Source organism: Anaerobacillus sp. QJM3NY_17 (genome assembly GCF_056173665.1).
In genome coordinates this window covers 205,246-227,379 of sequence record NZ_CM149685.1, presented here as the reverse complement: position 1 = coordinate 227,379, position 22,134 = coordinate 205,246, and the positions used below count along the sequence as shown (strand labels likewise).

The window sequence follows — 22,134 nt, the reverse complement described above, 5'->3', positions numbered from 1 at the left end:
TCTCCTAAATGGAGAACGGTTTTTTCATTATCCTTGGGATGTTGGACGCACTAGTACTTCATTGATCGATACACTGTCAGGTTGACCAACAGCATAATAAACGGCATCAGCAATCGCCTCTGGATCTAGTGGATCAAGACCATTTGGTCCGCGATTGTTCAACTTCTCTTGAACATCTTCATCTGTAATTGTGTTCGTTAACTCTGTTGCAACAGCCCCTGGTGATATGATCGTTGCACGAATATTTGTTGAAGGAGACATTTCCTTACGCAGTCCTTCTGTAATCGCTCGTACAGCAAATTTCGTACCACAATACACTGCACCAGCTGGCATAATTTCATGACCGGCAACAGAAGATACATTAATAATATGTCCAGATTTTCTTTCTTCCATATGTGGAAGAACTCCGGCAATACCGTAGAGGACACCTTTTATATTCACATCAACCATCTTATCCCACTCATCAATCTTAAGCTTATTCATGAATGATAGTGGCATCAATCCTGCGTTATTGATCATGACGTCAATCTGTCCATAATGCTCAATGGTTTTATCGGCAAGAGCCTGCATTTGTTCCCTTGAAGTTACGTCTGTTGTTTGAATAATTGCTTCTCCGCCATTGTTCGTAATATCGTTCTTTAATTCTTCAAGGCGGTCCTCACGTCGAGCTGCAAGAACAACTTTTGCGCCGTCTCCTGCAAGTTTCTTCGCCGTTGCTTCGCCGATTCCACTGCTTGCTCCAGTAATAATAACTACTTTTCCATTAATATGACTCATGATTCTCCACCTTTCGTTTTATCCTCACATCTCTAGTTCCCGGTTGAATGACGTGTAAACATTCCAATGTTTTATTGTATACAAAAAGCACCCTCATAGGGTGCTTTAGTATGTTAATCATTCTTTTCGATCCACTGTTTAAAAGTGTCTTCTGATTGCGTACCTACAATACGATCAACTTCTTTACCATCTTTAAATCGCACAAGAGTTGGCGTTGATTCAATTCTGTAATCATTCCAACCTTGTTCAAACTCAAGAACATTGTATTTTTTCAATTCAATTCCCATGTCTTCGGCAAGTGGTACAAGGACTGGGGAAGTATTTTTACAATGGATACATGTTGGACTATAGAAATAAACGAAGGCATCTTCTTCATTAGACAGGGCTTCCTCAAGCTCATCAGGTAAAATTTGATTTTGATATAATGGATCGTCAAGTTGCTCTATTGTAGCCGGATTTAAAGAGCTCTTCCCGTATGGATTCCCTTCTGTCTTCTCACTATTACTATAGTTTGTAACGAAGGCGAGTGCTCCGAATATTACGATGACAATACCAAGAAAGATAATAGCTTTCTTCACATGTTTTCCTCCCTCTTTGTTTGCTTATGTAAGGCAACCATTAGAATCGTAATGATTAGAAATGCAATAAGTGCAAGAAACGGTATCGTAATAAATCCAAGGTAATTAATATATTCACCTGTACATGGAACCCTACCACATGAAGGTGCCGCTTCTGCTAGAAAAGATGTTTTTTGTAGCAAATAATGATACAGCGAAACGCATGTACCAATGATCGACAATGGGAGAACATAAAATCGTTGGGATGCGTCTTTTCGCACCACAGCGATACCTAGAATTATAACTAGAGGATACATGAGAATCCTTTGATACCAACATAGTTCACAAGGTTCGTATCTAAGAACTTCAGAAAAATACAAACTTCCAGCAAGGGCAAGAACTGAAGCAGCCCACGCTCCAAATAAAAGATACTCACTTTTTTTCTCAGTATTCACAGCTGTACCTCTCTTCTTTCAAGCCAAAATATATTATTATTATACACTACTATTGATGACATGAAATAAACAGAATGATGACAATCCACCTAACTCTTTTTAAAGCCGGCTCTTTGAAGAGCCGACTTTATCTCACTTAATAATTTGTAGATCCTTCGGGTACTTTGTTAACGTCTCATAACCAGTCTCTGTTACAAGAACATCATCTTCTATACGCACGCCGCCAACATCTGGTAGATAGATACCCGGCTCAATCGTATACGTCATACCTACTTGAAGCAAGTCGTCATTCTTCTCGCTCATGGAAGGAAACTCATGTACTTCAATTCCAATACCATGTCCAATACGATGTGGAAAGTGTTCGCCATAGCCTGCATCAGAAATAACGTTTCTTGCTGCAAGGTCAATATCACCTAGTCGTGTCCCGGATTTTGAGATATTAAGTGATTCCGTTTGTGCACTTAATACTGTCTCATAAATTTCTCTTTGCTTATCGTTAGTCTCACCAAAAGCCACTGTTCTAGTAATATCAGAGCAATACCCGTTTAATACAACTCCGAGATCAAATAAGACGAGATCTCCTTTTCTTAATTGACGCTCTCCAGGGTTACCGTGTGGTTGTCCAGATTTCTCACCAAACAAGACCATTGTTGAAAATGACATCTCACGAATTCCTTTTTTCTTCAATTCAAATTCAATGGTAGCAAGGACTTCCATCTCTGTAACACCTTCTCGTAAAGCCTTAACACCAGTCTCTACACCAAAATCAGCAAGTGCTGCTGCTTCACGTAATACTTCAATTTCTTTCTCATCCTTAATTAGGCGCAATTGATTCAGTCCAAGCTCTGCTGAGTGATAGCTCAGCTCAGGATAACGTGCTTGCAGTTCTTCAGCTCGCTCATAAGCAAGCGTACCTTTTTCAATCGAAGCACTAGTTGGTTTATGGATGCCACGTTGTTTCAATGCTTCAAAAATGAAGTCAAATGGTTGTTCTGAATCACTATAGCCGATAATGTCATATTTCCACCCTGCGTCTCTAGCCTGTGAAACTTCCATTCCAGGACAGACTAGGAATGGTTCCTGATTCGGCACCACAAAAAGTCCAAGCAACCTTTCATGAGGCTCACAATGAAAGTTAGTCAAATAATAGACATTAGAAGGGGAATGGATGTAGGCAAAATCTTGATTCTGCTCAATAAGGTAATTCGTAAATTTCGATAAACGTTCGTTCATAGTGACACTTCCTTTTTTAAATTAACCTGTTCATTTTTTCATTCTATCAGAACACAGGCCTCTTGATTATTAAGAGCGTTTCCTCCCCTAGCTTATCATACGTGAAATCGTATACGTCATACAAAAAACTACTATGTAAAAAACCCTGCATTTAATATGCAGGGTTAAATTTCTCTATTCTAGTTCTTTCGCAAAGCTTGGCTTAATTAAATCAGCATCTTCAAATACTTTACCCATTTGATCTTCAAACATCGTAAAATGCTCTAATGCCTTCTCTTGCACTGAAGGATCATCAATAGCAGCTTGCTCTGCGCGAATTTCATAGGCTTCCGTTAGTTCATCAAGTGCGCTTTCAATTTCTTCTTTCGAGTCTTTCAATTCAGATGGAACTTCCAGGCTTTCAATACCTTCAACAGTGGCTTTGCTTGCTTCTACAGCACTGCCTTTCAGCTCTTTAAGTTCTTCAGTTGAAGGCTTTTCCTCTTCTGGTGTTTCACTGTCACTTACAGCAAACTTAGCTGACTCGTATGCTGCAATGTCTTCATTATTTTCTTTCAATACGCTAACAATTTCAGATTGAAAATCAAGTAGAACACTCTTCGTGTCCATCTGCTCTGCATCTCCGCTAGTTTCATTAGCACTATTTGTATTTGAACCGCATGCTGCTACGACGAGAAGCATTGATAAACTCAATACAAAAAAGACCTTTTTCATTGGTATAACCCCCATTATATGTGTACTTCCAAAAATTAGTTTAGCACGTTATTAAATTTTGTAAATGAAAATATATGGATAAAAACCCTTTCTAAATCACTGGTATAAAAGCATTTATGTATATTTATTAAAGGAGACAAATAAAAATAGCTGCCGGCGTTGGCAGCTACAATATTCAAACAATTGGAGAAGGGGGAACTTCTTTGGCTTTGTTTGAGCTATATAGGACAATTTGTGTCGGGGAACACCATGTCTCTTTTCTTCTATACCGATAATGATAATCTTTATCAATTAGAAAGTCAATAACTTTTCTTAAATGAAATTGGTGGTGTTGATTCAAAAGCACTCGTTTTCTTTTCACGTACATAACCACTTCTTAAAGCCTCTGCTCTAAGAACAAGTGCAAATGCTGTAAAGGAAAAGACCAGTATTAAGAAAAACATGGAGATTTGTAACGTTTCAACCATTTTACCCACCTCTTCGTTGACTATTTTTTTCATTATAGCACGCCTTAATGATAATGAGAAGCATTATCATTAAGGGTGAGCACATTTGCCAACTAATAAAGGTTCAACAAGTTGCGCAAACGATTTCATTACATTATGATAAGAAAAGTACATACAAAACCATTTTGGAGGTTTAATGATGCAGCGTATTCATCTAACAGCAGATTTATCATTCTCTCGTCTCGTTCATGGTCTCTGGCGACTGGCAGACTGGAATCAAACGAGCGGAGAAACACTTTCTTTAATAGAGCATAATCTCGATCGTGGCATTACAACGTTCGATCATGCTGATCTTTATGGAAGTTATGAGTGTGAAGAACTTTTCGGGAAGGCATTAGCACTCAAGCCATCTCTACGTGACCAAATGGAGATTGTCACAAAATGCGGGATTGTAATCGAGTCTCCCAATCGTCCCTCCCACCAATCTCATCATTATAATACAAGTAAAGATCACATCATCGCTTCTGCTGAACAGTCCCTTACAGCACTTGGGATTGAGCATATCGATGTCCTGTTAATTCATCGACCTGACCCCTTTATGGATCCAGAACAAGTGGCCGAAGCTTTTTCTGAATTAAAACAAGCTGGAAAGGTTCGTCATTTTGGAGTCTCTAATTTCAAACATCATCAATTTAACATGCTACAATCTTATGTGGATCAACCGTTAATTACAAATCAGCTGGAACTTTCAGCCTACCATCTTGAGAACTTCGAAGATGGCACGTTAAATCTTTGTCAGGAAAAGCGAATGAAACCAATGGCATGGTCTCCACTTGCAGGAGGAGATGTGTTCACATCGCAAGACGATAAAGCAGTTCGTCTCCGCAAGACGATAGAAAAGATAGCCTCTGAGACCGGTGCTGAAGGGATCGATCAAGTGCTTTATGCATGGCTACTTAACCATCCGGCAAACATTATGCCAATCGTTGGATCAGGAAAGCTAGAGCGAATTGATAGTGCTGTCGAAGCTCTTTCTTACTCCTTATCACGTGATCAGTGGTTTGAAATTCTAACAAGTTCTATGGGACATGATATTCCATAAGAGCATCGCTAACCGAGATATATTCTGAATTTTATCTGGATATGACACAAATAGAAGCGCCTCTCTACAGAAAGGCGCTTCTTTATTTTATTCTTCTTAAACAAACGTTTATTTAGCACTATTTAGAGCTATCTTGCTGTACAATATTTGTTGAAAAATCATCTCTTCAAAGATCGTTCTATTTCATCTTTTTATTTTTCACTTGAAATAACTTCAGATAAGGCCAACTTCCTACTACCTGTAAATGCTAATATAAGTGATAATCCAAAAAGGGAGAGTGGAAATTCGTAGCCTCCTATTAATCCCATAGGAAGCTTTGCAAAAACAATAGCACCAATCATCGTTAATCCTAGAAGGATCGCAGATGGGACAACGAAAATCCCCGCAATAAGAAACGCTCCTCCAACGGCTTCAATAATGGCTGTAGCATAAGCTAACCAGGCAGGTTGACCAATCTTTTCAAACATGGCAATGGTATCTCCTATTCCACCTAGTTTCTGTATTCCATGAGCTAGCATAATGAAACCGAGTATTACTCGCCCACCCAGAAAGCCCCATTCCATTCTGTTCTTCACAATGGACACCTCACTTGTATTGTTTCTTAGCTAACGTGTCAGATAGGGTCCTTGGATCACTTTATGCTTGAATCGGTCCCACTGGACTTTGTAAGAGCCTTGCTTCAATCAGACGTTTGCGAACAGTAATACCTAACCAACTTGCAAGAAATGCTTTGATTAAACCAACAAATAAGAAAGGATAAACTCCCGCAATCATCGCATCATGCCAGTTTAGATCTACAACAAATTTCAATTGAATCGTACCGATTAAAAGGATGATAATCATAGCCACGGTGTTCGCCAACATCGCATGTATCAAAGTATACGATGTTTTCTCTAGGATAAGGCCAGTAACATATGCCGCAATAATGAAGGCAAAAATATATCCACCAGTCGGCCCTAATAAGACTCCTAATCCACCTTTAGCCTGTGCAAACACCGGAAGACCAATCCCCCCTAATATTGTATAGCCTGTCATTGTAATGGCACCGTATTTACTACCAAGAATTGTGGCGGTTAAACCGACAGCTAAAGTCTGTCCACTAATAGGGACAAGTGGTAAAGGGATTTCCATTTGTGCAAGAATAACTGTAATGCCAATAAAGAATCCACATAAAATTATCATTCTAAGCTTTGATTTCTGCATTTTCTTCCCCCCCTCAAATGTTAACCTATATATAATAAATGTTAACATTTATTATAGAAAGGAGGAAGTTCTATTTAAGGCATGCTTTCATCAATCATTTCAAAACCTGGAATCATCTGTGAAAGAGGTACAATTTTTGCTTCGCTTTTGTACATTGGAATAAATTCATTTAAAACAGCTACCATCTTTTTCCCGGCGATTCCTACATGTCCAATTGCGATATGAGCCTCATCATCCTTCAGCTTTTCCGCCAACTCTTGAGCTTGTCTGCTCATATGTTGAATCGTATAGACATCGTCAAAAAACAGCTCATTCTCAAGGTAAGGTACCCCTATTTCTTCTGCTAGTTCAGGAATGACACTTTTGCCTGTTGTCTTGCTATCTAAATAATAGAGACCCTTTTCTCGACACACTTCAAGAACTATCCTCATCACTCGTTCATCAGCTGTCGCTTTTGAACCCATATGGTGATTCATTCCAACCGCATGAGGAACAGCCTCAATCGCTTCGTTTACTCGCTTTTGAATTTCTTTATTAGAAAGATCAGTTGTAATTGCGCCTGGACCTAGCCAGCTTCTCTTCCCTTTTACCGGTTCCATCGGAACATGAACGATCACTTCATGTCCATAACGATGCGCTTCCTCTGCGTCTCTTTCAGTCGTTTCAAGAAACGGCATAATGGCTACCGTTAGTGTAACAGGTAATCGAAGCATTTCATCTGTCCCACCCATGTCATTTCCAAAATCATCAATAACAATGGCCAACTCGCGATTATTCTCCGCATACACGTGACTTGGAAAAAGTACGATCAACATCATAAAACAAACCCACTTGTTCACGTCCACACACTCCTTTCACCCTTTACTATTCCCATACAAGGCTTCTTCATGAATGCCGAGGTAGATCAGTTGCGTTATCCATTCGACTGCATGAAAATAGAGAGAAGAAAGGAGCTTCAGTATGAACGTAGATGAGTATTTACTACGCATCTGTACAGAAAGTGGTCAACCGATCTTCTCTCTCTTCAATTACTTCAAAAAAATCACATACATCACATCCTTTTGAAAACCTCGATACATAAAGAAACACATGGATCGATTTAAACCTTGAGACAATTTATCAAAATGGGATTCAAAAACAGTCTTTGACGTGAACGAAGATGAGTGGGACGATTTATATAATCGCTACTTTAGGTAACTCCTCTACTCTTACATATTTGACAGAGGTTTTTCAGCTCCTAATCAAGGGCATAGTAAAGATAGACGACAAGAAAAGCATAATAAGGAGAGACGACTATGGAATCTAAATACATTCGCGAATCACGTGTTGTCAAAACAAGTCACGTATTCCCAGAAGCAACAAACAATCATAATACTTTATTTGGTGGCCAGCTGATGAGAGACATTGATGATATTGCATCAATCGCAGCAATGCGCCACTGTCGTAGTGAAGTTGTAACAGCCTCAACTGACTCTGTTGACTTCTTACACCCGATTACACCAGACGACTCTGTTTGTCTCGAAGCATACGTGACATTCACCGGAAAGTCTTCTATGGAAGTATTTGTGAAAGTAATTGCAGAACATCTCCTATCGGGCGAACGACATATAGGAGCTACAGCATTCCTTACATTTGTGGCATTGGATGAAAAGAAAAAACCACTACCCGTTCCAAAAGTCATCCCTGAATCAGAAGAAGAAAAAAACCTACACGAAACAGCTCCCGCCCGAGCAGAAAAACGCAAAGAACACCGCCAGGCCAGTAAAGAACTAGCCGGCCTCCTAACCACAGAAAAACCTTGGGAATAACAAAAGCGGAAGTGACTGGTTAGGCCCGACAAGCGCTGGAGCCACTCAAAAAGAACACGTCTTTTGTGTTCATTTTGAGTGGTGAAGCGATCGAGGGACTGGTCACTGCAGCTGGATGGTAACAAAAGCGGAAGTGACCGATTAGGCCCGACAAGCGCTGGAGCCTTATAAAAAGAACACGGTCTTTGTGTTCATTTTATGAGGTGAAGCGATCGAGGGACTGAAGCCACTAAAAAAAGCGACAGCCAATTTTATTGGCTGTCGCTTTTTCACATTAAATCCAATTGTAGCCGATTGAAATAATAACTAAAATAAGAACAATACATGCGATCCAAAGCATTTTTGTTGATTCGGCACGCTTTCTTCTTCCAACAATCATTTCCATAACCCCGATTAACACAACCGCCAGGATCCCTTTAAGCACATAGATCAGCGGAAAACCAAGGATAAAGAGCATCCCAATTCCAGTACCGAGCATAATCAAGTAAAATAATCGCTGAATCATAAGCGAGATCTTTTGCTTAGGAGCAAAGTAACTAACCACTAATAGCAAAACAAGAATCGCCCATGAACCTGAGTGAGACTGAAGTAATATATTGAACATTCGTGTTCCCCTTCCCATTGAAAATGAATATGACTAACGCCATACCTTAATAGTAGAATTGTATTGAGGTTGGCACAAGTCCTAATACGAAATCGTAACAAAATGATACGATTTAAGATATTATTTATCCCTAATAAATAATTCCGAAACGAACAGATTTCAAACAAATAAAGGGAAGCTCCATTTAATGAGCTCCCCTTCTGCGTAGAGATTACGCCATTTCTTTATAATGCTTGCTAATTAGATCAAATAGAGTTTCTCCTTCGGTTACTCCTGTAAAAGCAGTAATCGCACTAGAAAGACCTTCGTTTTTGATTTTACTCTGAATCGTTACAGCATCTTCATCTTCTTTAGGATCAAATCGTAATGCTGCTGCAATTCCTTTCGCAAGGTAGTTTGGTTCTTTGTTTAATTCCGCGAGCTGACGTGCCGGTCCAACAAGACGGTCGTCAGCTCCAATTTTACGAATTGGAGCTCGTCCAACGCGAGTAACTTCATCCACTAGATGTGGATTTAGAAAACGACCAAGAATTTTTGTAATATAAGCCTCATGCGCCTCTTTTTCGAAACCGTGCTTATGCTGAAGCAATTCACCAGACTCTTCAAGAGCTTTCTTAACATCATGATAGATATCTTCAGTGTCTAGTGCTTCCTTTATTGTCTCATACCCTGCTTGATAACCAAGGTAAGCTGTCACTGCGTGTCCAGTATTAACGGTGAACAACTTCCGCTCAATGTAAGGAGCAAGATCTTGAACGTACGTAAGCCCAGCAATATCCGGAACCTCTCCAGCCATCATAGTTTGATCGACTACCCATTCATAGAACGGTTCAACCGCAACCATTAATGGATCTTCGTGCGTTTGATTTGGAACAATACGATCCACTGCGGCATCTGGGAAACCAGCATATTGATCTAGCACTTTACGATCCGCTTCATCCATCTTTTCTTCAACAGCTTTTCGAAGCATTGTACTGCCACCGATCATATTTTCACATGCAATAACGTTAACGGGAGCCTTTCCATCTGCGATACGTTTTGAGATGCCTTCTTTGATAGCAGAAGAAATCAATTTCAATACGGTCGGGCCAACAGCGGTCGTAATAAGGTCAGCTTGATAGATCGCATCGACAACTGCCTCAGGATCTTGTTGGCTATTAATACCTTTCACACCCTCAACAGCAATCTTCTCCTTATCCTGACCTAATATTTCCACTGTATAACTATTTCGTTCATTAAGCTCGTTAATCACATTCTCGTTGATATCTACGAAGCATACTTCATATCCTGATTGAGAAAGAAGCTTACCAATAAAGCCTCTTCCAATATTTCCAGCACCAAAATGAACGGCAAGCATGATTAATTCACCTCGTTAAACATTGAGATTAACGTTTCTTTGGAATCCGCTTGAATCAACTCTTCTACATTTTCTTCTTCAGAACATACAATGGCAATTTGAGAAAGGATCTCTAAGTGTTCATTATCCTTACCAGCAATACCTATGATAATCTTCGCAATATTTCCATCTCCGAAATCAACGCCTTCTCGCAATTGGATGATGGATAGTCCAGAATGCTTCACAGCTTTCTTAGCATCCTCCGTACCGTGAGGAATTGCAACAGAGTTGCCCATGTAAGTCGTCGTGATCTTTTCACGTTCTTGCATTTGCTCAAGGTAGCTTTCATCCACATAACCGTTGTCTACAAGGATTTGACCTGCCATACGGATAGCCTCTTCTTTTGTTGCAGCCGTTTCGTTTAGTAATACGTTCTCAGTTGATAGAATTTCTTTTGCCATTTTAATCGTCTCCTTTAAATCCTAATTGTTTTTCTACATGACTTTTCATTTTGTTAGCGAGATACAATCCAATTGATTCTTGATTGCTCCCCGAAAAAAGCGCGATGCTTTCATTTGATTCAATGATAAGAGAACTAATGTAGCTCATGATCTCAATGCTTTCAATTGGCGAATCCTCTGGTGCCAGTTGTAAAAGAGCGGTGTCCATTTCAATAAATGAACCATCCATTGCCTTTCTCTGAACAGGTTCCATTAATCGAACAATTGTAAACACAGGCTTCTTAACTTCAGGTGTCCGCGTATGAAACAATGCAAGTGAAGTCTCAGGAATACCCACTCCACTAATGGTTTCGCGCTTTAGAAGTGCTTCTTTAACATCTGATGAATCGCTGATAGCATCAAGCATTTCTAGACGCATACACTCTTCTGCTAAAAGCTTCTCCACCTCTTTGTGTTCAGATTGATTTACTCGAAATAATTCCACTACTGAAGCTGCAGTCTTGGTATATAATTCAGCTTTACGAAACCAGGTACTCGCTTCATCATTTGAAAAAAACAAGGATTCCTTATCCGTCTTTGGCTTCTCGACCGTGCTTCTTCTTTTCATCATCGACTTCTTATGAAGAGTCGAGCGGATTCGTGTTGCCTCTTCCTCCGTTAAAAAAGGATTTACCTTTATATACTCTCCTTCATATTCAGGGAGAGGGATTGTAGAAACAATCAGATCATAATTCTCTGGATCTTCATCTTGTAGTTCAAATAATGAAGCGCTTTTGATAGTTTGGATTTCTGGTAACTCCTGCTTCAATCGAGTCGCCAGCATTTTGGATGTCCCGATACCACTTGAGCATACGGCAAGAATATTCACTTCGTTATGTTGAAAGCGACCTTCAAGGGCTGAACCAAAGTGAAGGACGAGAAAACCAACTTCTTCATCAGGAATGGATACCCCCGGAAAAGTATCTTTTAGCGCATCTTCAAGCAGTTGGAATAAGTCAGCATAATCTGCTTTGATTTTTGTAAGCAAAGGATTATGGATATTCATGTTCTGCCTAACACGATGCGTAGCAGGACCGAGGTGTGTCACTAAACCCTCTAGAAGTGATTCATTCGTTTCTAAATTCGCATTGAGACGCTTATCTACATAGCGGATTAACTCCTTGGTTTTAACAAGAATCGGATAATTTGTTTCTTCTAAATAGTAGTCTCCAGTGTTTCTTAATTTGGCTCCGCGTAAATGCATGGTGATATAACCGATCTCAGCTTCAGGTATTAAGACACTAAAAGATTCTTCAAGTTTTGTAGCGATTATTCTAGCAAAACCAAACTCTTTCGTATTCCTTAGCGTGCTTAAATAGTCTTCATCAATCTCGATCTTTTCACCCTTTTGAATACGCTCCACAGCCAGAGTCAAATGCACAATTAAACCAATATATGCACTATCAGCGATCATATAAGGTAACTCATTGTTAATATCATCAACGATTGTTTCAACTTTCAAAAGCTTATCTCGATCAACTAACCCTAGCAATCGTTCGGAAGCAGATTCGAGAACATTGCCTTGAGATTTCTTTTGAATCGACTTCTTTAACAACGTAAAAAAGTCTGAATCATTAAACTCAGAAGCAAGCAAGGAACTCATGGCGTGCCTTTTCAGGGCTTCAGTCCCTTCAACCTGCACACCATATCCCCGCCTTCGTATTAATGAAAGCTGCATTCTTTCAAGCCATTCTTCCGCTTTGTCTAAATCATGACTGACAGTAGCAACTGTCACTCTCAAGTCATTCGCTAGACCAATTAACTTAATAGGATCAGCTGATTCCAATAGCTTACATAGAATCAGCGTCTCCCTTTCTTGTTGCGTGTATTCCGTAATGGTTAGATCAACTAGATAGCTTTTCAACTCATTTCGGTTGGATTCTTCACCATCAATTCGAACCCCTACTCCAGCTTTCTTGTTTAAGGTTAAATCATACTGAGTGAGAATATCCTCTACGCCTACTAAATCACGGTGAACCGTTCGTTCGCTTACCTCAAGTTCTTGAGCGATTCCTTTGACCGTATAATAGTCATTACTCTCTAATAGAAGCTGAAGAATTGTTCGTTCCCTTGCTGAAATAAACACATGGTTCACCTCGAATTCTGGCTATACCTACTTTTTAAGTCTATCAACAAGCTCTTCGTATTTCGGGCTATTCATAAAGTTTGCCACTGAGATATGCTCAGCATCAGGACGTTTTGCTTTTGCTCGATCTGTTAAGTCCTGGTGCGTTACGATTAAGTCGGCATCATCTGGTAAGTTACTAATAGCCGTATTTGTCACATCAATGTCTTGAAGTCCAGCTTTCTTGAACTTATTGCGAAGGACTGATGCGCCCATTGCACTTGATCCCATTCCAGCATCGCATGCAAACACTACTTTATTAATATCTTTCTTCTCAACTTGCTCTACTTCTTCTTTCACTGGCACTTCACCTGCGGAAGTTAACTCAGCAACAAGTTCATCATATTTTGGGCTGTTCATAAAGTTTTTAACCGAAATGTGATTCGCTTCTGGAAGCTTATCCTTTGCACGATCGGTTAAATCTTGATGAGTCACAACGAGATCTGCATCATTAGGTAAATTGCTAATCGAAGTATTTGTTACTTCAATGTCTGTTAACCCAGCTTTTTTGAATTTATTACGTAGTACGGATGCCCCCATTGCACTTGATCCCATTCCAGCATCACATGCAAAGATTACTTTGGCTATATTGCCATAAGAAGATGTTGTTTCTTCTTTTGGCTCTTCTGCATTCGTTTTTAGGTTAGAAGATACGCTGCTCTTCTTCCCTTTCATTGCTTCCATTTTTTCAGTCGCTTCTGAAATATCTTCTCCGCTATCTTTTGAGCGTTTAAGGATTATGAAAGCGACCAGGAAAGAAACAATCGTTGCTACCACAACACCTGCAATGACGCTTAGATAACCACCCCGTGGTGACATAAGTATAAGAGAGACAATACTACCCGGTGAAGCTGCCGCTAACAACCCTGCATCTAGAAGTGTAAATGTGAACACACCACTCATTCCACCAAGAATGGCGCTAGAAGAAGTGCTGGCTTCATCAAAATGTAAGGGAAGTAAATTTCATGAATTCCCCCAACAAAATGAATTAGTGCAGCTCCTGGTGCTGATTGTTTTGCTGACCCTTTACCCACAATCGAGTAGGCAAGGAGAATCCCTAAACCTGGACCAGGATTGGATTCAACTAAAAAGAGAACCGATTTACCTGTATTCGCTACCTGTTCAAGTCCAAGTGGGGTGAAAATCCCGTGGTTAATCGCATTATTTAAAAAGAGTACTTTACCTGGTTCAATTAGAATACTTACTAATGGTAATAGACCTGCAGCAATAATAACTTCTACACCTGCAGCAAGCGCTTTGTTTAAACCTAATACAACTGGTCCAATTGCTAGAGAAGCTATAATAGTTAAAGCCCCACCAATAATCCCAGCTGAGAAATTGTTAACGAGCATTTCAAAGCCTGATTTAATCTTGCCATGAATCGCTTCGTCGAATTTCTTGATTAAATATCCCCCAAGCGGCCCCATAGCCATAGCTCCAAGGAACATCGGAATGTCTGCTCCAACAATAACACCGATGGTTGCCGTTGCACCAACAACTCCGCCTCGACCACCGTATACAATTTTACCTCCAGTGTAACCAATCAAGAGTGGCAATAGGTAGTAAAGCATTGGTTCTACTAACTCGGCAAGGCTTGCATTTGGTAGATAACCATCTGGTATGAATAAAGCAGTAATCAATCCCCAAGCAATAAATGCGCCAATATTTGGCATGATCATACTGCTTAAGTAACTTCCGAAACGCTGAACTTTTACTTTAAATCCAGATTTCTCTGCTGTGTTCTGTTCACTCATTATATATCCTCCCTTTCTTCCGCACCGTTAAAGCGTTTTCATTTTTTTAGGAGACTTGTTGACATGATCTTATATTTCGCTTAATTGGAACCCCTATTCCCCGGCACGTATTGTTTGTCTTAATTACTTACTATCATAAAGGGAGACAAAGTCAGTTACAACGAAATCCAAACGCGAATTCGGCATAGCACTTGTTGACATGATTAAACAAAGCTATACTTCCTGTTAATTTTTATGATGAATAATCTAGAATGCCAGCATAAATAAAAAAACCCTCTAGACATCTAGAGGGTTACGAATGCTGTGGTTCTGCTTCATTATGAATATGTGTTTTTTCTTTTGTTTTCCGTTCCCATAGAATCGTTAAACTAATGAACGTCACGAGAATTGTTGCCCCCATATCAGACAGTATCGCAATCCATAGCGTTAATAACCCAGGAATAGTAAGCAGTAAAGCAATCATTTTTAAGCCAAGGGCTAACGCAATATTAACCCGTATCGTTCGATTCACTCGTTTAGCGATCGAGACCGCTTCAGGCAGTTTTCCTAAGTGATCCTGCATCAATACGATATCGGCTGTTTCAATCGCGCTATCTGTCCCTTTTCCCATAGCGATTCCAAGGTCAGCTGAAGCAAGAGCCGGAGCATCATTAATCCCGTCACCGATCATGGCTACTTTACCTTCTGTTGTTAATTCTTTCACCTTAGCCACTTTGTCTTCAGGTAAGAGACCTCCGAAATAAGAACGTACGCCAACACGTTTTGCCACTTTCTCAGCTGTTTTCTCATGATCTCCTGTTAACATCACCGTATTCTTAATACCTACATGATGTAAAGCGCGAATAACAGACTCACTTTCCTCTCTAATTTCATCTGCAACTCCAAATATCCCAAGAATATGTTTCTCATCGGCTACAAGGACCAGCGTTAACCCATCATGTTTCATCGCATCAATCGATGTTCTCACATCCTCAGAGATGGTTACATGTTGAACACTTTTTTCATTTCCTACCCAATGTCTTTTTCCATTAATGTCGGCTATGATCCCCTGCCCTGATATCGTTTCGATATTTGTTGCTTCGATTTCACGATAAGGAAAGCTATTTACTTTTGTCATGATTGCTTTTGCTAACGGATGTGAAGAATGTTTCTCAACCGCTGCCGCTACTGATAAGAAATGCTCCTGGTCATAAACTTTATATTTCTCCACATAAGGTAGCCCTTTTGTAAGCGTACCGGTTTTATCAAAAGCGAGCGTATCAATTTTTCCTAGCTGTTCAAGATAAACAGATCCTTTTACGAGAATACCGTTACGCGCATTTCGAGTAATACCCGAGATGTTGGCAATCGGTGATGAAAGAATAAGTGCACATGGACATCCTACAATAAGCACTGCAAGTCCCTGGTAAAACCACTCACTAAAAGCCCCTCCGAACAATAAAGGCGGAACAAGCATCACGAGTGCTGAGATAAGCATAATAATCGGTGTGTAATACTTTGAGAAACGATTAATAAATAATTCCGTAGGTGTTTTTGTTTCCTGAGCTTCTTCAACTAAATGCAATATTTTTGCTAGTGAGGAATCCTCATAAGCTTTCGTGATTTTCACACGAAGAATTCCTTCATTATTTATACTTCCGCCATAAACAGACTCATTAGCACTTTTTTCAACCGGCATAGCTTCTCCAGTAATAGCCGCTTCGTTCACTGAACTATAGCCAGATTCGACGATTCCATCTGATGGAATTTTTGCGCCAGATTTGACCAAAACAATGTCGTTCACTTTTAGATCCTGAATCGAAACGATTTCTTCTCTTCCCTCTCGAATACGAAGGGCTTCCTTCGGCGCAATTTCTAGTAAGGACTCCATAGACTTTCTTGCCTTCTCCATACCTAGGCCTTCTAAATATTCATTCAGTCCAAATAGGATTGCAACAAGCGTGCCTTCCTTCCACTCTCCAATAGAGACTGCACCTATTAAAGCAATAGTCATCAACGTCTCAATATTAAATGTCAGTTTTATTAAGTTCTGTAGACCTTTAATAAACGTTTGATAGCCACTTAAAATAATGGCAATTAAATAGAAAGGAATAGCTGGTATGTTTGTAAATCCATCTAAAAGAAGAGCAGCAGCGAAAATCGCTGATGAGATAGCAAGGAGCCACTTCCCGTTGTTGTCACCCTTACTATGTTCATGGGCATGTCCATTTCCGTTTTTAATCAATGATGCGTGATCTGAAGCAAGAATTTTCTCAACTTGTTCAAGATTCACTCTCTCATCTAGCTTTAATTTACCGGAATTATATTGAATTTGAGCGGATTCTCCGTATTCAAGTTTTTGAATCTGTTGTTCCATTCCCGCTGCACAATTTGGACAGGATAAACCTGTCAAACGATATTCTTCCATCGATGGGAACTCCTTTCTTATGTGGTTTATTTATTTTATTCAATATATGAGCATGTGTTCATATTAGACTATGTACAATTTTACTGAATTTTATATATGTTGTCAAAAGAGTTTATGAGTCACCTCAAGGTAAATAGCCAGTAAAAGTATTCCCAGACTTGTATATAAGTACAACTCCCGATTTAAAACTCTTCCAACAACATGACCGATCATTTCATGAAGGGCTACATATGATAAAGATCCAATAGCTACGCCCATAAAGAGACCATTTAGTAGATGCGATTGATAAGAAACCATACCGAACCAGGCCGATAGCGTTAAAATAATTGTTACAGAGCTTGCTGCTAAGATCACAAACAACCGATGTAATCCGTTCATTCGAGTGAGTATATACAAAGCCACTCCCTCTGGTAAGTGATGGATAAATAAAGATAGCAGTAATGACATGCCAATTCCGCTACTAACTGACGTCATTCCAAGAGCGATCCCGACTGGGATATTGTGCGAGATGACAGCAAGAACGAAAGCAAACACTGGAAGGTAACTCTTGTCTTGAAACTTCCTGTGAACCACTTGCTCTGTCCAAATAAAGAAAAGAACAGAAAGCGACGCACCTGCAAGTAGTGCCCAAAACGAATACGAACGAACGCTTTCTGGTATCAGTTCAAAGGAAATCACGCCGATGAGCATACCACCACAAATCAGATAAAGAGCTTCCAAACGATGTTGATAATAGGTAAATGCCACCTTCCCTGCAGTAGCTCCTATCAAAAGACCCCCGAAGCCTATCATAAATAAACTTGTGAACAGTGAAGTGTTCATTGGCGTCTTTCCCTCCTCAAAGATAAGCTTATTCTTCCACTTGTCCTATTAGCGAATTTTATTATCAAGAAACGAAAGTTATGAATTTAAAAAGCCGAAGAAAGGATTCACTCCCTTCTTCGGCTTCTTATTTAGACAATGTCATATCCCTGTTCTTCAACCGCTTCATTCATTTCCGAAACGCTAACGCTAGAAGCATTGTAAGAAACTTTTGCCGTTCCTTCTTCTACGTTCACATTTACTTCTGAAACCCCTTCAAGTTCCTGTAAAGCAGTTGTTACTGCTGCTTTACAATGTTCACATGTCATTCCTTCAATTTTTAATGTTGTTTGTTCCATCGTGATTCTCCTCTCAATGAATTATAGTTTCACTCGCTTCAAACGAAGGGAATTGGTTACGACTGATACAGAGCTGAAGGCCATAGCAGCCCCCGCAACCCAAGGTGCTAGTAAACCAATTGCAGCAATTGGAACCCCAATTGAATTATAGAATAACGCCCAGAATAGATTCTGGCGAATATTCCGCATCGTTTTACGGCTTAAATGAATCGCCTTTGCAATGTTTTCAAGATCGCCTCCAACAAGTGTAACGTCTGCTGTCTCAATGGCGACATCTGTTCCGGTTCCAATCGCCATTCCTATATCGGCTGTTGCAAGAGCTGGCGCATCGTTAATGCCATCCCCTACCATCGCCACTCGTTTTCCTTGCGCCTGTAACTCTTTTACTTTAGTAGCCTTTTCCTCAGGAAGTACTTCTGCAAACACACCATTTAGGTTCACTTGCCGCCCGATAGCTTCAGCCGTCCGTTTATTGTCACCTGTAATCATATATACATCGATTCCAAGGGATCTCATTTCCTCAATAGCGCTTTTCGACGTTTCTTTCACCGTATCTGCAACAGCGATAATTCCCTGTACGCGACCGTCAAATGCAACAAACATGGCAGTCTTCCCGTCAAGTTCATATCTTTTCATTTGTTCTTCATGAGTGGAATAAGGAATTTGCTCTCGTTCCATAAGTTTTCGAGTCCCAACAAGAACCTGATTTCCTTTGACAGTAGCAACAATACCGTGACCTGGTATAGTTTGAAACTGCTCAGCTTCAGCTAAAGTAACATTGTGATTCGCGCCATATTGAACAATGGACCTTGCTAGAGGATGCTCGGAAGCTTTCTCAGCGGCAACCAATTGTTCGAGCACCGTTTTCTCATCGAGGTCAAAAGCAACAAAGTCCGTTACTTCAGGCTTTCCCTTTGTGATTGTACCGGTTTTATCAAGTAAAATTGCATCAATTTTATGAGTGGCTTCTAAAAATTCGCCACCTTTAAACAGAATCCCTTGCTCAGCACCCTTCCCAGTCCCTACCATAATAGAAGTTGGTGTAGCTAATCCTAGTGCACAAGGACATGCGATAACGAGCACCGCAATCCCCGCTTCAAGTGCCTGTGGCAAATTGTAGGGATCGACTAGTAAATACCAAACTAGAAACGTAATCGCTGCGATCCCTACCACAATAGGGACAAATATGCCTGAAATCACATCTGCTAAACGTTGGATCGGTGCCTTTGAACCCTGCGCTTCTTCAACAATCTTAATGATTCCAGCAAGAGCGGTATCTTTCCCCACTTTTTCAGCACGCATTGTTAAAGTCCCATTTTCATTAATCGTAGAGCCAATCACACTCGCCCCTACTTCTTTCTCAATGGGAATGGATTCACCTGTAATCATGGACTCATCTACGGATGAATTCCCTTTTTCCACGATACCGTCTACTGGTATTTTTTCACCCGGGCGAACGACGATTCGATCAGCTACCTGAACCTGATCGACAGGTACTTTCACTTCAGCGCCTTCCCGAATGACGCTCGCTTCTTTCGCCTGAAGGTTTAGTAATTTGGTAATGGCCTGCGTCGTTCTCCCTTTCGCTAGATCTTCAAATAACTTCCCTACTAAGATGAGCGTGACCAGAATGGCGCTTGTTTCGAAATAAAGCGACGGATTGTATCCTTCTGTCAAATAACTTCTGATTCCTTCAATAACACTATAAAAATAAGCGGCTGAAGTCCCAAGCGCAACAAGAACGTCCATATTTGCGCTTTTATTTACTAAGGCACGATAAGCCCCAGTGTAAAATGGAGCACCTATTACAAATTGAACAGGTGTTGCTAAAAGAAACTGAAACCATGGTTCCATAAGAAGATGAGGAACAGGAATAGCCAACTCCCCAGGTATATGGGCAAGCATCGTTAACAGAAGCGGAAGAGAAAGAAGAGCTGAAATCAATAATCGACGTTTCTTCTTTATAATTTCATCATCTTTATGGCTTTTTTGATTTTCACGATTCTCTTTAATCACCGCTTCATAACCAAGTTTTTTCACCTTCTGAAGAATGTCATCTAACGTCACTTCTCCCGGCTGATATTCGACAACGCCAGACTCTGTTGTTAAGTTAACCGAAGCAAGCTCAACACCCTTCGTACGATTTAAGCCTTTTTCGATTCTTGTGGAGCAAGCTGCACAGGTCATTCCGTGAATATCAAGCTCCACTTTTTCTTTCCGAACCCCATAGCCTAGTTTTTCAATTTTCCCTACGATATCTTCTGTCTTCACTTGATCGTAATCGTACAAGATTGTTGCTTTTTCCATCGTTAAATTGACGTTTGCCTCGACACCATCCATTTTATTTAATACCTTCTCGATTCTTGATGAGCAAGAAGCACATGTCATCCCCGTCACATCAAGAGAGAGTTGTTTCTTCGAATCCATCTGACTCACCTCTTTATTTAGAGAACTGCTGAATCACTTTCATTAATTCCTCTATTTGCTCATCTCCATTACCTTCTTGTATGGAACTAGCAACACACGTTTTTGTATGACGTTCAAGCAACGTATAGCCGACCTTTTTTAAGGCAGCCTGAATGGCAGACAGCTGAATAAGAATATCCACGCAATAGCGATCATCTCCAACCATTTTCTGAATCCCGCGTATTTGGCCTTCGATTCGCTTCAATCGGTTCTGCAGCTGCTGTTTCTCTTCATCCGTTCTCGGTTCAGTTGGCTTTTTATCCGGCTGTAAAGGGATGTTTAGTTCATCTGTCAATCCGATCATCTCCTCTAATTTAGCTTACTATCAATATACCCCCCTAAGGTATAATAGTCAACCAAAACACATGTAAAAGAATCCCACAACTTTGCAGGATTCTTTATGAAATATATATTGAATTAGCCTTCAAGCCACTTTCTCTTATCCCCTCTCAAGTGGTAATGTCATACATCGGATTCCTCCACCACCGTTTTCTAATTCATCTACCTCTATCTCAATAAGCTTCTTTTTACGAAGGGTAGGATGATTCTTAAGAATAGATTTATTTGTTTTCGTACTAATCAATAGCGTCTCAGGATTTAAATTCAAGAAATTAATATCTGCAACAGTATGTTTGATCTCAGAGGTCCATTCGACTTCATATCCATGTCGCTCTAAAAAATCACCCGTCATCTCATATCGAAAATCATTTTCGGTCACAACCTGTACAGGGAGATACCTCATATAGCTTTTCGCTATAAATATACTCTCTCCCGCTACATTACAATTCATATCAAGATGCATCGTATCTGGACGTCGTGGTAGATCAATAACACCGATTTCCTGGAACCCCGCATTAAAAATACTCCCTTGCAGTGCTTCTATACTTTCAATGCTTGTCCGAATCCCAGAATTAATAAAAACAGCATCCTTATTAAGTATCATGACATCTCCATATTCCAATGCCTTTAACTGATTATTTGATTGCATTTGAAACGTCCGCTCATCAAACCACTGTTGAAATAACCTGTGGCTTTGAAAATATTCAGGTCGCCTCATGGAAGTTCCTGCTGCTCCCGGAAGAATCGTATTGCCAAATACACAAGCAAGATCACGTACAAAAATACGATTGATTAATTTTTCATTTAATAAAAGGTCTTCTCGTAATAAATGAACGGAATAATCAATAACATGAACGCCAGCATCCTCCATTGCGCGAATCATTTCTTCATGATTTTCTTGCGCCTTCTTTTGTTTCACTGCTTTTTCCCACTGCACATCTGTAGCAGTTTGCTGATCTGGTACATCTAAGTGTGAAGGAGAACAAACGACAACCGTTTTTAATTCTCCATATTCATTCCAACAATTCGGATGGATGTTCATTCAACCAAACTCCTTTATCATACATAGTCTCCTTACTTTCTCCTCATCCGAAGAAAAGATTCTCCAATTCAAGAAACACACATAAACACTGCCAGTGATTCTCAAA

21 protein-coding genes and 1 pseudogene are annotated in these 22,134 nt (G+C 40.1%); 2 read left to right on the top strand and 20 right to left on the bottom strand.

What is annotated here, in order from left to right; all coding sequences use genetic code 11:
- Positions 1 to 27 precede the first annotated feature (27 nt).
- The 6 genes from AC0VYV_RS01275 to AC0VYV_RS01250 all read right to left on the bottom strand — a co-directional run bounded on the left by AC0VYV_RS01275 (position 28) and on the right by AC0VYV_RS01250 (position 4,236).
- Positions 28 to 777, bottom strand: a complete 750-nt coding sequence (locus AC0VYV_RS01275) for an SDR family oxidoreductase (protein ID WP_194222517.1) — start codon at positions 775 to 777, stop codon at positions 28 to 30.
- Between the two features lie 113 nt (positions 778 to 890).
- Positions 891 to 1,355, bottom strand: a complete 465-nt coding sequence (locus AC0VYV_RS01270; RefSeq protein WP_475366310.1) for a thioredoxin family protein — start codon at positions 1,353 to 1,355, stop codon at positions 891 to 893.
- Positions 1,352 to 1,789 (bottom strand): disulfide oxidoreductase, encoded by a 438-nt coding sequence (locus AC0VYV_RS01265; protein WP_475366309.1) that lies wholly within the window; start codon positions 1,787 to 1,789, stop codon positions 1,352 to 1,354. Before AC0VYV_RS01265 ends, AC0VYV_RS01270 begins: the two co-directional genes overlap by 4 nt.
- Positions 1,790 to 1,921: 132 nt before the next feature.
- Positions 1,922 to 3,022 carry a M24 family metallopeptidase gene (locus AC0VYV_RS01260; protein WP_475366308.1) on the bottom strand — a complete coding sequence of 367 codons (1,101 nt, stop codon included), beginning with the start codon at positions 3,020 to 3,022 and terminating at the stop codon, positions 1,922 to 1,924.
- A 174-nt stretch (positions 3,023 to 3,196) separates the two neighbouring features.
- Positions 3,197 to 3,736 carry a hypothetical protein gene (locus tag AC0VYV_RS01255; RefSeq protein ID WP_475366307.1) on the bottom strand — a complete coding sequence of 180 codons (540 nt, stop codon included), beginning with the start codon at positions 3,734 to 3,736 and terminating at the stop codon, positions 3,197 to 3,199.
- Positions 3,737 to 4,035: 299 nt separating this feature from the next.
- Positions 4,036 to 4,236, bottom strand: a complete 201-nt coding sequence (locus AC0VYV_RS01250) for a hypothetical protein (RefSeq protein ID WP_194222522.1) — start codon at positions 4,234 to 4,236, stop codon at positions 4,036 to 4,038.
- A 145-nt stretch (positions 4,237 to 4,381) separates the two neighbouring features.
- On the opposite strand from AC0VYV_RS01250, the gene AC0VYV_RS01245 reads away from it, so the two are divergent.
- Positions 4,382 to 5,284 carry an aldo/keto reductase gene (locus AC0VYV_RS01245; protein WP_475366306.1) on the top strand — a complete coding sequence of 301 codons (903 nt, stop codon included), beginning with the start codon at positions 4,382 to 4,384 and terminating at the stop codon, positions 5,282 to 5,284.
- Between the two features lie 191 nt (positions 5,285 to 5,475).
- Here AC0VYV_RS01245 and AC0VYV_RS01240 read toward each other — a convergent pair whose 3' ends face one another.
- The 3 genes from AC0VYV_RS01240 to AC0VYV_RS01230 form a co-directional block, all read right to left on the bottom strand.
- The gene (locus AC0VYV_RS01240; protein ID WP_475366305.1) at positions 5,476 to 5,859 is read right to left on the bottom strand and encodes a DoxX family protein; all 384 of its coding nucleotides are present in this window, start codon (positions 5,857 to 5,859) and stop codon (positions 5,476 to 5,478) included.
- Positions 5,860 to 5,920: 61 nt separating this feature from the next.
- Positions 5,921 to 6,487 carry a biotin transporter BioY gene (locus tag AC0VYV_RS01235; protein WP_475366304.1) on the bottom strand — a complete coding sequence of 189 codons (567 nt, stop codon included), beginning with the start codon at positions 6,485 to 6,487 and terminating at the stop codon, positions 5,921 to 5,923.
- 74 nt (positions 6,488 to 6,561) lie between these two features.
- Positions 6,562 to 7,305 carry a divergent polysaccharide deacetylase family protein gene (locus tag AC0VYV_RS01230; RefSeq protein ID WP_475367437.1) on the bottom strand — a complete coding sequence of 248 codons (744 nt, stop codon included), beginning with the start codon at positions 7,303 to 7,305 and terminating at the stop codon, positions 6,562 to 6,564.
- Between the two features lie 477 nt (positions 7,306 to 7,782).
- Between AC0VYV_RS01230 and AC0VYV_RS01225 the strand changes: the two genes are divergently transcribed.
- Positions 7,783 to 8,295, top strand: a complete 513-nt coding sequence (locus AC0VYV_RS01225) for an acyl-CoA thioesterase (protein WP_226616780.1) — start codon at positions 7,783 to 7,785, stop codon at positions 8,293 to 8,295.
- A gap of 274 nt (positions 8,296 to 8,569) precedes the next feature.
- Here the strand turns inward: AC0VYV_RS01225 and AC0VYV_RS01220 are convergent, their stop codons facing one another.
- The 11 genes and pseudogenes from AC0VYV_RS01220 to AC0VYV_RS01170 all read right to left on the bottom strand — a co-directional run bounded on the left by AC0VYV_RS01220 (position 8,570) and on the right by AC0VYV_RS01170 (position 22,028).
- Positions 8,570 to 8,899: a DUF1516 family protein gene (locus tag AC0VYV_RS01220; protein WP_430246643.1), complete on the bottom strand. Its 330-nt coding sequence runs from the start codon at positions 8,897 to 8,899 to the stop codon at positions 8,570 to 8,572.
- A gap of 211 nt (positions 8,900 to 9,110) precedes the next feature.
- A complete protein-coding gene (locus AC0VYV_RS01215) occupies positions 9,111 to 10,256 on the bottom strand; it encodes a mannitol-1-phosphate 5-dehydrogenase (protein ID WP_430246641.1) in 1,146 nt (381 codons plus the stop codon).
- Positions 10,257 to 10,258: 2 nt separating this feature from the next.
- Positions 10,259 to 10,696 carry a PTS mannitol transporter subunit IIA gene (locus AC0VYV_RS01210; RefSeq protein ID WP_160921705.1) on the bottom strand — a complete coding sequence of 146 codons (438 nt, stop codon included), beginning with the start codon at positions 10,694 to 10,696 and terminating at the stop codon, positions 10,259 to 10,261.
- 1 nt (position 10,697) lies between these two features.
- The gene (locus AC0VYV_RS01205) at positions 10,698 to 12,821 is read right to left on the bottom strand and encodes a BglG family transcription antiterminator (protein WP_475366303.1); all 2,124 of its coding nucleotides are present in this window, start codon (positions 12,819 to 12,821) and stop codon (positions 10,698 to 10,700) included.
- Positions 12,822 to 12,848: 27 nt separating this feature from the next.
- A pseudogene (locus AC0VYV_RS01200) lies at positions 12,849 to 14,614 on the bottom strand (PTS mannitol transporter subunit IIBC).
- 292 nt (positions 14,615 to 14,906) lie between these two features.
- A complete protein-coding gene (locus AC0VYV_RS01195; RefSeq protein ID WP_475366301.1) occupies positions 14,907 to 17,021 on the bottom strand; it encodes a heavy metal translocating P-type ATPase in 2,115 nt (704 codons plus the stop codon).
- Positions 17,022 to 17,123: 102 nt separating this feature from the next.
- A complete protein-coding gene (locus AC0VYV_RS01190) occupies positions 17,124 to 17,843 on the bottom strand; it encodes a ZIP family metal transporter (RefSeq protein WP_475366300.1) in 720 nt (239 codons plus the stop codon).
- A gap of 131 nt (positions 17,844 to 17,974) precedes the next feature.
- On the bottom strand, positions 17,975 to 18,181 hold the full coding sequence (gene copZ, locus AC0VYV_RS01185) for a copper chaperone CopZ (protein WP_475366299.1): 207 nt from the start codon (positions 18,179 to 18,181) through the stop codon (positions 17,975 to 17,977).
- A 21-nt stretch (positions 18,182 to 18,202) separates the two neighbouring features.
- Positions 18,203 to 20,608, bottom strand: a complete 2,406-nt coding sequence (locus AC0VYV_RS01180; RefSeq protein WP_475374378.1) for a heavy metal translocating P-type ATPase — start codon at positions 20,606 to 20,608, stop codon at positions 18,203 to 18,205.
- A 13-nt stretch (positions 20,609 to 20,621) separates the two neighbouring features.
- Positions 20,622 to 20,951, bottom strand: coding sequence for a metal-sensing transcriptional repressor (locus AC0VYV_RS01175; RefSeq protein ID WP_303535692.1), 330 nt, complete (start codon positions 20,949 to 20,951; stop codon positions 20,622 to 20,624).
- A 135-nt stretch (positions 20,952 to 21,086) separates the two neighbouring features.
- Positions 21,087 to 22,028 (bottom strand): arginine deiminase family protein, encoded by a 942-nt coding sequence (locus AC0VYV_RS01170; protein WP_475374377.1) that lies wholly within the window; start codon positions 22,026 to 22,028, stop codon positions 21,087 to 21,089.
- Between the last annotated feature and the right edge of the window lie 106 nt (positions 22,029 to 22,134).

Coding starts and splice junctions, on each gene's coding strand:
- AC0VYV_RS01210 (WP_160921705.1), bottom strand. CDS start 10,696: ATGGCAAAAGAAATTCTATCAACTGAGAACGTATTACTAAACGAAACG.
- AC0VYV_RS01170 (WP_475374377.1), bottom strand. CDS start 22,028: ATGAACATCCATCCGAATTGTTGGAATGAATATGGAGAATTAAAAACG.
- AC0VYV_RS01195 (WP_475366301.1), bottom strand. CDS start 17,021: ATGGAAGAATATCGTTTGACAGGTTTATCCTGTCCAAATTGTGCAGCG.
- copZ (WP_475366299.1), bottom strand. CDS start 18,181: ATGGAACAAACAACATTAAAAATTGAAGGAATGACATGTGAACATTGT.
- AC0VYV_RS01215 (WP_430246641.1), bottom strand. CDS start 10,256: ATGCTTGCCGTTCATTTTGGTGCTGGAAATATTGGAAGAGGCTTTATT.
- AC0VYV_RS01230 (WP_475367437.1), bottom strand. CDS start 7,305: ATGATGTTGATCGTACTTTTTCCAAGTCACGTGTATGCGGAGAATAAT.
- AC0VYV_RS01180 (WP_475374378.1), bottom strand. CDS start 20,608: ATGGATTCGAAGAAACAACTCTCTCTTGATGTGACGGGGATGACATGT.
- AC0VYV_RS01225 (WP_226616780.1), top strand. CDS start 7,783: ATGGAATCTAAATACATTCGCGAATCACGTGTTGTCAAAACAAGTCAC.
- AC0VYV_RS01175 (WP_303535692.1), bottom strand. CDS start 20,951: ATGATCGGATTGACAGATGAACTAAACATCCCTTTACAGCCGGATAAA.
- AC0VYV_RS01190 (WP_475366300.1), bottom strand. CDS start 17,843: ATGAACACTTCACTGTTCACAAGTTTATTTATGATAGGCTTCGGGGGT.
- AC0VYV_RS01250 (WP_194222522.1), bottom strand. CDS start 4,236: ATGAAAAAAATAGTCAACGAAGAGGTGGGTAAAATGGTTGAAACGTTA.
- AC0VYV_RS01220 (WP_430246643.1), bottom strand. CDS start 8,899: ATGTTCAATATATTACTTCAGTCTCACTCAGGTTCATGGGCGATTCTT.
- AC0VYV_RS01260 (WP_475366308.1), bottom strand. CDS start 3,022: ATGAACGAACGTTTATCGAAATTTACGAATTACCTTATTGAGCAGAAT.
- AC0VYV_RS01245 (WP_475366306.1), top strand. CDS start 4,382: ATGCAGCGTATTCATCTAACAGCAGATTTATCATTCTCTCGTCTCGTT.
- AC0VYV_RS01275 (WP_194222517.1), bottom strand. CDS start 777: ATGAGTCATATTAATGGAAAAGTAGTTATTATTACTGGAGCAAGCAGT.
- AC0VYV_RS01235 (WP_475366304.1), bottom strand. CDS start 6,487: ATGCAGAAATCAAAGCTTAGAATGATAATTTTATGTGGATTCTTTATT.
- AC0VYV_RS01255 (WP_475366307.1), bottom strand. CDS start 3,736: ATGAAAAAGGTCTTTTTTGTATTGAGTTTATCAATGCTTCTCGTCGTA.